6 protein-coding genes and 4 pseudogenes are annotated in these 6977 nt (G+C 63.8%); 4 read left to right on the top strand and 6 right to left on the bottom strand.

The annotated features are described in order from the left end of the window. Positions 1–408: pseudogene (locus tag AB5S17_RS22350) on the top strand (sorbosone dehydrogenase family protein); the annotation flags it as partial. A 325-nt stretch (positions 409–733) separates the two neighbouring features. Here AB5S17_RS22350 and AB5S17_RS22345 read toward each other — a convergent pair. From AB5S17_RS22345 to AB5S17_RS22320, 6 genes and pseudogenes are all read right to left on the bottom strand, one after another. Continuing rightward, positions 734–1384, bottom strand: a complete 651-nt coding sequence (locus AB5S17_RS22345) for an SDR family oxidoreductase (RefSeq protein WP_369243400.1) — start codon at positions 1382–1384, stop codon at positions 734–736. A 168-nt stretch (positions 1385–1552) separates the two neighbouring features. Next, a pseudogene (locus tag AB5S17_RS22340) lies at positions 1553–2192 on the bottom strand (HD domain-containing protein). A gap of 264 nt (positions 2193–2456) precedes the next feature. Beyond that, a complete protein-coding gene (locus AB5S17_RS22335; RefSeq protein WP_369243399.1) occupies positions 2457–2867 on the bottom strand; it encodes a nuclear transport factor 2 family protein in 411 nt (136 codons plus the stop codon). An 86-nt stretch (positions 2868–2953) separates the two neighbouring features. Further along, a complete protein-coding gene (locus AB5S17_RS22330; protein WP_369243398.1) occupies positions 2954–3697 on the bottom strand; it encodes an alpha/beta fold hydrolase in 744 nt (247 codons plus the stop codon). 188 nt (positions 3698–3885) lie between these two features. Next, the gene (locus AB5S17_RS22325; protein ID WP_369243397.1) at positions 3886–4068 is read right to left on the bottom strand and encodes a 4-oxalocrotonate tautomerase family protein; all 183 of its coding nucleotides are present in this window, start codon (positions 4066–4068) and stop codon (positions 3886–3888) included. Positions 4069–4118: 50 nt separating this feature from the next. Further along, on the bottom strand, positions 4119–4829 hold the full coding sequence (locus AB5S17_RS22320) for an SDR family NAD(P)-dependent oxidoreductase (RefSeq protein WP_369243396.1): 711 nt from the start codon (positions 4827–4829) through the stop codon (positions 4119–4121). 80 nt (positions 4830–4909) lie between these two features. Between AB5S17_RS22320 and AB5S17_RS22315 the strand changes: the two genes are divergently transcribed. The 3 genes and pseudogenes from AB5S17_RS22315 to AB5S17_RS22305 all read left to right on the top strand — a co-directional run. Then, the gene (locus AB5S17_RS22315; protein ID WP_369243395.1) at positions 4910–5794 is read left to right on the top strand and encodes a LysR family transcriptional regulator; all 885 of its coding nucleotides are present in this window, start codon (positions 4910–4912) and stop codon (positions 5792–5794) included. Positions 5795–6312: 518 nt separating this feature from the next. Then, a pseudogene (locus tag AB5S17_RS22310) lies at positions 6313–6465 on the top strand (methyl-accepting chemotaxis protein); the annotation flags it as partial. A gap of 2 nt (positions 6466–6467) precedes the next feature. After that, a pseudogene (locus AB5S17_RS22305) lies at positions 6468–6953 on the top strand (methyl-accepting chemotaxis protein); the annotation flags it as partial. Between the last annotated feature and the right edge of the window lie 24 nt (positions 6954–6977).

Raw genomic sequence — 6977 nt, 5'->3', positions numbered from 1 at the left:
GGCTGGCCCTACTGCTACTGGGGCATGACCGTGGACGATCGTGTCCCGCAGGCGCCGGAGCTCGTAGCCCGTGCCATCCAACCGGATTATGCTCTCGGCGGCCACACCGCATCGCTTGGCCTGTGCTGGATGCCGACCAACACCTTGCCGGGGTTCGGCGAGGGGATGGTGATCGGCCAGCACGGATCATGGAATCGCGCGACGCTCAGCGGCTACAAGCTGATTTTCGTCCCCTTCGAGAATGGCGCGCCGAACGGACCTCCTCGCGACATCCTCTCCGGCTTCCTGTCAAAGGACGAGAAACTTGCCTATGGGCGTCCCGTCGGCGTGGCGATAGGCCCGGACGGCAGATCGCTGCTGATGGCCGACGATGTCGGAGACGTCATCTGGCGCGTGACCGCCGCGTGACGGAATCGGTCGCATAGTAACGGTGATCACGAGGCTGGAGATTAAGCCGTAAAAACTCGGATGAGCGCCTACAGGCGATCAGGATCTTCCGGGAGTTTTGGGCCGAAAGCGGAACGGCGGCTCCGGAGCTCTTGAGCCGGAAAAGTTGCCGTTCCGCTTTAACCTGTGGATCGGCACAGGTTCCGGGCGCGGATCGGCAACGGGTCACCGTTGCAAGTCTATGAACAGACGGAATGCAGATCATGTCGTGAGGGTCTTACTTTGGCGGCGCTGGCCCTATCCGACAGCTGCCTCGACACGGCAAGCAAAGCGGGCACGAAAGGCACTAGACCGACCGATAATCCAACTCCCACGGCCCGGCCGGATCAGTTGCCAGTTCCCACATCGTCTCGGCGACGCCGGCCGATTCTCGCGAACCGGGCAGAACCTTCGCGCGAACGGTGGCGAGGGCGATGCGGATGCCACGTTGCGCGAGCGGTTTCGCGAGCGCTTCCACGACGTTGCGCATCGCAGCCTTACCGACTCCCAGGCTCGCCGCATTCGCGTTGGGATGGGTGGCGATGCCACCGCCAGTGACGAGAATGGTGCCCCCCCGATCGTTGAAAAGGTCGACGGCCGCACGGATCGTGCGGAGGCCTGCCGCCACGTTGATCGCGAGGTCGCTGGTCACCTCGGCGTCCGTCATGCTGAACAGGTCCTGCATGCGAACCACGGCCGCGTTGAAATGCACCACCGTCAGACCTCCGGCAAGCGCGTCGCCCTTCGCGATAGCGGCGCGGAGAGCGACGGGGTCCGTTGCATCGGCCGGCACCGCGTGCACGGTGATGCCCTTTGCCGAAAGGGCGGCTGCTTCGTCGGCCAAGCGTTCCGGATTGCGGGCCGTCAGCACGACCGACCAGCCGGCCTTGCCGAACTTTTCTGCGACGCCGCGAGCGATAGCCGGGCCGGCGCCGATGATCATGATGGATTTCGACATGACTTTCTTTCGATAGCAAATCGCCAGGCACGCTCGCAGGCGCTTGACACAGAGGGAGTCGCGGCGTGCCTATTGGCGGAGGAAATTGCCCGGATTTTCGGGGCAGCCGGCTGAATGGCTACTCCCGCAGGACAAGTTGGTTTCATCTGCGCCTCACGTCGGGCCCTTTCATGCGTGCCAGTGCGAGCACCGGATGACGTCGCAGAAGTTGCCACGGCGGACGTGTGGCTCCTTGTCGGCGATCACATCGGCCTTCACGTTGCCGAAGGTCGTATCGGGCTTGTGCTTGATGCCGTCATAGAAGGCCTGGATGATGTCTTCCTTGAAGGCTGGCGTGCGCGGAAAGGCAGCGACGACGGCTTCGCGGGTGGCATCGTCGTACTTGTCGTAATCCAGGCCCAGCACGTCCATTTCGACCCCGGCGGTGGTGAGCGCGATCACCGGGTGCATGAATTCGGGGATGCCTGGGGTGGTATGGAGGGCAATGCCGGTCCAGACCTTCTCGATGTCCGACGGGGTCGACATCGTGGCCTTCGAGGAAGTCACGTGCCGCATTCGCGCCGTCCACTTCGAAGCGCAGATCCTTGCTGCTGTGCGACGGCATCAGGCCGACATCGTGAAACATGGTCGCTGCGTAGAGCAGCTCCGGATTGAAGGTGAGCCCGCGCCGCTGCCCGGCAATCGCTCCGAAAAAGTAGACCCGGCTCGAGTGGTTGAAGAGCAGCTCGGTCTCCGTGTCACGGACGAATTCGGTGATCATGCGGCAGAGCCGACTGTCGGGGATCGACACGCCATGGACGGTGGTCATCCTTTTTCTCCTGTTGAGGCGGTTGTTCTGCGGTATGCGCTATATGCGTGGCGCCGCAGGCGGGGTTGGCCGAGGTGCGGCTGCCGATGGTAGGCTGCTTGTGGTCGGCACCGTCGTGCCGCGCCGTGTGACCGGAAAGCGCCGCGCGCTGGCCTGCGTTCATCGTGCGGAACAGGTTGCGGGGCTGCTCCCGATGGTCGTCATCGAATCCCGGGTCCTCATGCGCACCCTTGAAGCCGAGGGCGGTTCAGCGCTTTGGCCAAGTCATGCGTCCGATACGGGGACGAGGCGCATCGCCGGGAAGCCGAGCTTGCTGGCGAAGACCTCGTGGACCTCAACGGTCGCGGGGAGCGGGCGCCACGCCACCTCGATACTGTCGATCAGGCCCTCTTCGTTCAGGTGCAGGTGCTCGTTGCCCTTCACCGTCAGGCCGTTGCAGGTGAAGCTGAAGAACACCGCGACGTCCCGACCCGAGGCGAAACGGAGAACCACCTCAAGGCTGTCGATCGTCTCCAGGAAACCTGACAGGACCTCCACCACCGCGTCCTTGCCCACGGTGGCTTCGGGAAAGATCGGGCCGAGCAGGACGATGTTCTCGGCGAGATGCGGCACGATCCGCAGGCTGTCCCGTTTGCTGAGAGCCGCAAAATAATCGTCGACATGGGATGTGTTCATCGGAGGATACTCCTGAGCTGCGAGTTTGGAATTGTTGGGCGGGCGGCGACGAGGCTGCGCTTGGACCAACAGCCCCGCCAGCATTGTCACCTGGCGGCGCGCTCGATCAGAGCGGCGACTTCGGCCGGGTGGGAGACCGGCGAAGCGTGGCTGGATTGCAGCGTCACCGTCTGGGCGTTCATCCGCTTGGCGAACATTGCCTCGGCCTCAGGCGGGATCATTTGATCCTTGGCGGAGATGGCGTAGATGGTCGGCTTGTCGTGCCAGGCCGCGACCGTCGCTTCCGTGCCGAACACGGCGCTGTTGAGCGGGATCTGGTGCGCGACCAGCGCTTCCCCGTCGCTTGGCGGCAGGTCGCCGGCGAACACTTTCGGCAGCTCTGCGGGATCGATCGACAGGTAGCCGCGAGCATCCGACCGGAGCGTCTTCTGCCCCGGCGTTGGCGGTGCGCCTTCCGATAGGGTCTTGAGGCTCTCGCCGCCATCCGGCGCATAGGCGGCGACATAGACCAGCGCGGACACCTTGGGGTCGTCCCCCGCCTCGCCGATCACGACGCCGCCCCAGCTGTGCCCGACCAGCACGGTGGGGCCCTTCTGCGCGGCGAGAGCCTTACGGGTGGCTGCCACGTCGTCCGCGAGCGAAGTCAGCGGGTTCTCGACGAGCGTTACGTGAAAGCCCTTTTCACGCAGGAGGTGCGCCACCTTCCTCCAGCTCGTCTGGTCGGTGAAGGCGCCATGCACCAGCACGACGTTGCGCGCGGGAGTGGCGTCAGCGGCGCCGGTGGCTGCAAGGGACAACGCGGCGGCGAGAGTGGGAAGAACTTTGGTCATCGATGTGCTCCTTTTTGGCTGTTGTTGGCGGGCCGATGAAAGCCGCGCCTTCTGTGTCTCATGGGGGGGAAGTAATCCGGTCAGACCGTGCCGGCGTCCGGTCGCGCTGGACGGCGGGCCCGTCGTCAGTCGCCCGTGCGATCGCTTCGACCCTGCTGGCGGCGATAATCGATCAGCGGCAACCCGCCCTAACCGAGATCCTCGATCTCGTGTTCGTGGAAGATCACGATCGTGTCTTCACGGGGCTTGCCCATGACATCGAACAGCAGGTCGGCAACGCCTTTGTAGACCGCGTTCTTCTGCTCGCTCGTGGTGCGGTCCGCACCGGATGTCGTGCCCTCTCGGGTGACGAGGATGTTCACAATCGGCATGGTCTGTCTCCAGGGGGTGAGGAGCGCCGGGGACGCTTGCATTGGCAGGATCAGCGGCCGGCGATGAGGCCGCCGTCGACGTGCAGGATCTCGCCGGTCGAGAAGACGGCATCCTCGAGGTAGAGAACGGCCCGGACGATATCCTCGACCTCGCCGAGCTTGTTCATGGGGTGGAAGGCGGCGAGCTGCTCGATGATCTTCGGATCATGCATAGGGGTCCGCATCACGCCGGGCGCCACGGCATTCACGCGGATGCCGCGGGTGGCGTACTCGATCGCCAGGCTCTTGGTCGCGGAGTTCATGCCGCCCTTGGTCAACATGGCGAGGAAGGCCGGCGAACGCGAGCTTGCGAATTCCGCCGTCGAAGCCGTGATGTTGACGACATGACCGCTGCCCTGCTCCAGCATGACGGGCACGACTGCCTGGGTGGTGAAGAAGAAGCCGTCGAGGTTGGTCTTCAGCTTTAGCCGGTAATCCTCCTCCGTATAATCGGTGAAGGCCTTGCCGATGAAGACACCGGCGTTGTTCACCAGCGTGTCGATGCGGCCGAACTTTTCGAGCCCCGCGGCGACCAGGCGCTTTCCCGTTTCGGGATCGCCGATGTCGCCGGCGACGGCCACCAGATCAGCATCGCGCGAGGGCTGGATCGAGCGGGATGTTGCGATGACGCCGTAGCCGCGGGCGAGGTATCCATTTACGATCCCTTCGCCCAAACCTTGTGAGGCCCCGGTAACGATTGCGACCTTTTTGATACTGGACATTAAGTTGCTTCCTTCATGCTTGTCTGATGACAGGCATGTAAGGGAGTGTCAGAGGCGCGAAAATTCGCTATCTGCGCGCAATGGCTGATCAGAAACGCACAGACCTCGATTGGCAGAACGTCCGGATCTTCGTGGCGCTCGCGCGGCATGGGAGCCTGTCTGCCGCCGCTCGAATGCTTTCGGTCAATCACGCGACCATCGCACGACGGCTCCACTCTCTGGAAGAAAGCCTGGGGGACAAGCTCGTCGAGCGCCGCCCGGAAGGTTATGTGCTGACGCCTGCCGGCGCTCATGCTCTCGAATCCGCGACCGACATGGAGCAGGCGGCGCATATACTATCCCGCGGCCTGACCGACGGCGTGCCCAGCGGGCTTGTCCGGATCAGCTCATCTCCAGGGCTGTCGGCCGGCTTCCTCATATCGCGTTTGCCGAGACTGGCAGCTTGCTACCCTCGGCTGGATATCGACCTTTCCCCCGCTCTGCGATCCATCAGTCTGGAACGGCATGAGGCGGACATCGCCATCCGCTTCGACAAACCAAAGGACGGTGATGTCATCGCACGTCCGCTGATCTCGGTCGGCTACGGTTTCTACGGGACGGAAGCGGCCTGTGTTTCGGTCGAGGCTGGCGGTGAGCCGGTATTCATCGGGTTCAACGAGGCGGATGCATATCTGTCTTCGGCACAATTCTTGACGAAACATTTCCCTCGCGCTCGCGTGGCATTTCGCGCCAAGGATCAGTTCCTTCAGTCGATCGCCGCGCGATCGGGTGCGGGCCTCGCGCTCATCCCTCACTACATCGGGCGTGCCGATCCGCTATTACGACTCTGCGATCTCGGCGCGGTACCAGCCGGCATTGACGTCTTCCTGCTGATGCGAAGCCGAGACCGGAAGAGCCCGTCAATCCGGGTCGTCGCAGAGGAGGTCGTCAAGATGTTCGAGCAGGAACGTGAAATTTTCAACTAGAAGTTGCAGCTCTCTACAGGGCAACGATCGTCTCGAACTCGCGACTTATCGATCTGTCCAGCTTTAGTGACCGCCTTATCCAGCCGTAGACTGCTCAGATCGCCGCTCAGTGTCGGTGGACGAGGGGCAGGTTTAAGAAAGCGGAGCGCAAGGCCCAAAAGGCGAGGTGGCCGTGAACCGGAACTGAAACACCGGGCCGAGAGCAGACTGTCCGCTTCCGAGTCGGCAGGCGGCAAGAGCTGCCGTTTGCCGATCGCCTCTTCCTTACGCATCCGGCGTGGACCGCGGCGAAGACGTTTTCTCGCTTCAGCGGCAATCTGGGGCGTGCGCCTTTCAAGTTTAGCTATCGACGAGTTACCGGAATGTCGTTCGCGAGGTGGGCGTGACCTGGCGACGTATCGCCGAGGACGACGCGTAACTCTAGCTGTCATTCGGCTCCGCGCGATGACCCCACCCGCTCGAACATGATCAGTGGCTTACCGTGCCGATCGGCGTCGGGACCCCACGCCGATGCACACCTGGCGCTGAACGCCGGGGTCGAGGCGGCGCGCGCGGGCGAGGCCGGCAAGGGCTTTGCCGTGGTGGCGCAGGAGGTGCGCGAACTCGCCCAGCGGTCGGCTGGCGCCGCCAAGGAAATCAAGGGCCTGATCAACACCTCGTCGGACAAGGTCNCGCGGGCGAGGCCGGCAAGGGCTTTGCCGTGGTGGCGCAGGAGGTGCGCGAACTCGCCCAGCGGTCGGCTGGCGCCGCCAAGGAAATCAAGGGCCTGATCAACACCTCGTCGGACAAGGTCAATTCGGGCGTCGCACTGGTCGACGAGACCGGCCGGGTGCTCCAGAAGATCGTCGCCGCGGTGCAGGAGATCGACCGGAACGTCCAGATGATCGTGGAGGCCTCCCGCAGCCAGGCCGACGGCCTCACGGAGATCGACCGGGCGGTGTCGTCGATCGATCAGGGGACGCAGCAGAATGCGACGATGGTCGAGGAATCGACCGCGGCCTGCCACAGTCTGGCGGGACAGGTGCAGGAGCTGAACGCGCTGCTGGAGCGGTTCGACTTAGGCGTCGCGGCGCCGCCGCGCCTGCGGGCTGTCGCACCGCTCAACGGAGTTGGCGCTCGCCACCAGCTTGGACTCGTCAGGGCCGCCTTCGCCTCCTGATGAGCATCTCCACCGCGGACTTTC

It is taken from the genome of Jiella sp. M17.18 (genome assembly GCF_041027365.1).
Classification (GTDB): Bacteria; Pseudomonadota; Alphaproteobacteria; order Rhizobiales; family Rhizobiaceae; genus VKMB-3413.
The sequence above is the reverse complement of the archived record's forward strand: the minus strand, read 5'-3'. Positions and strand labels throughout refer to the sequence as shown.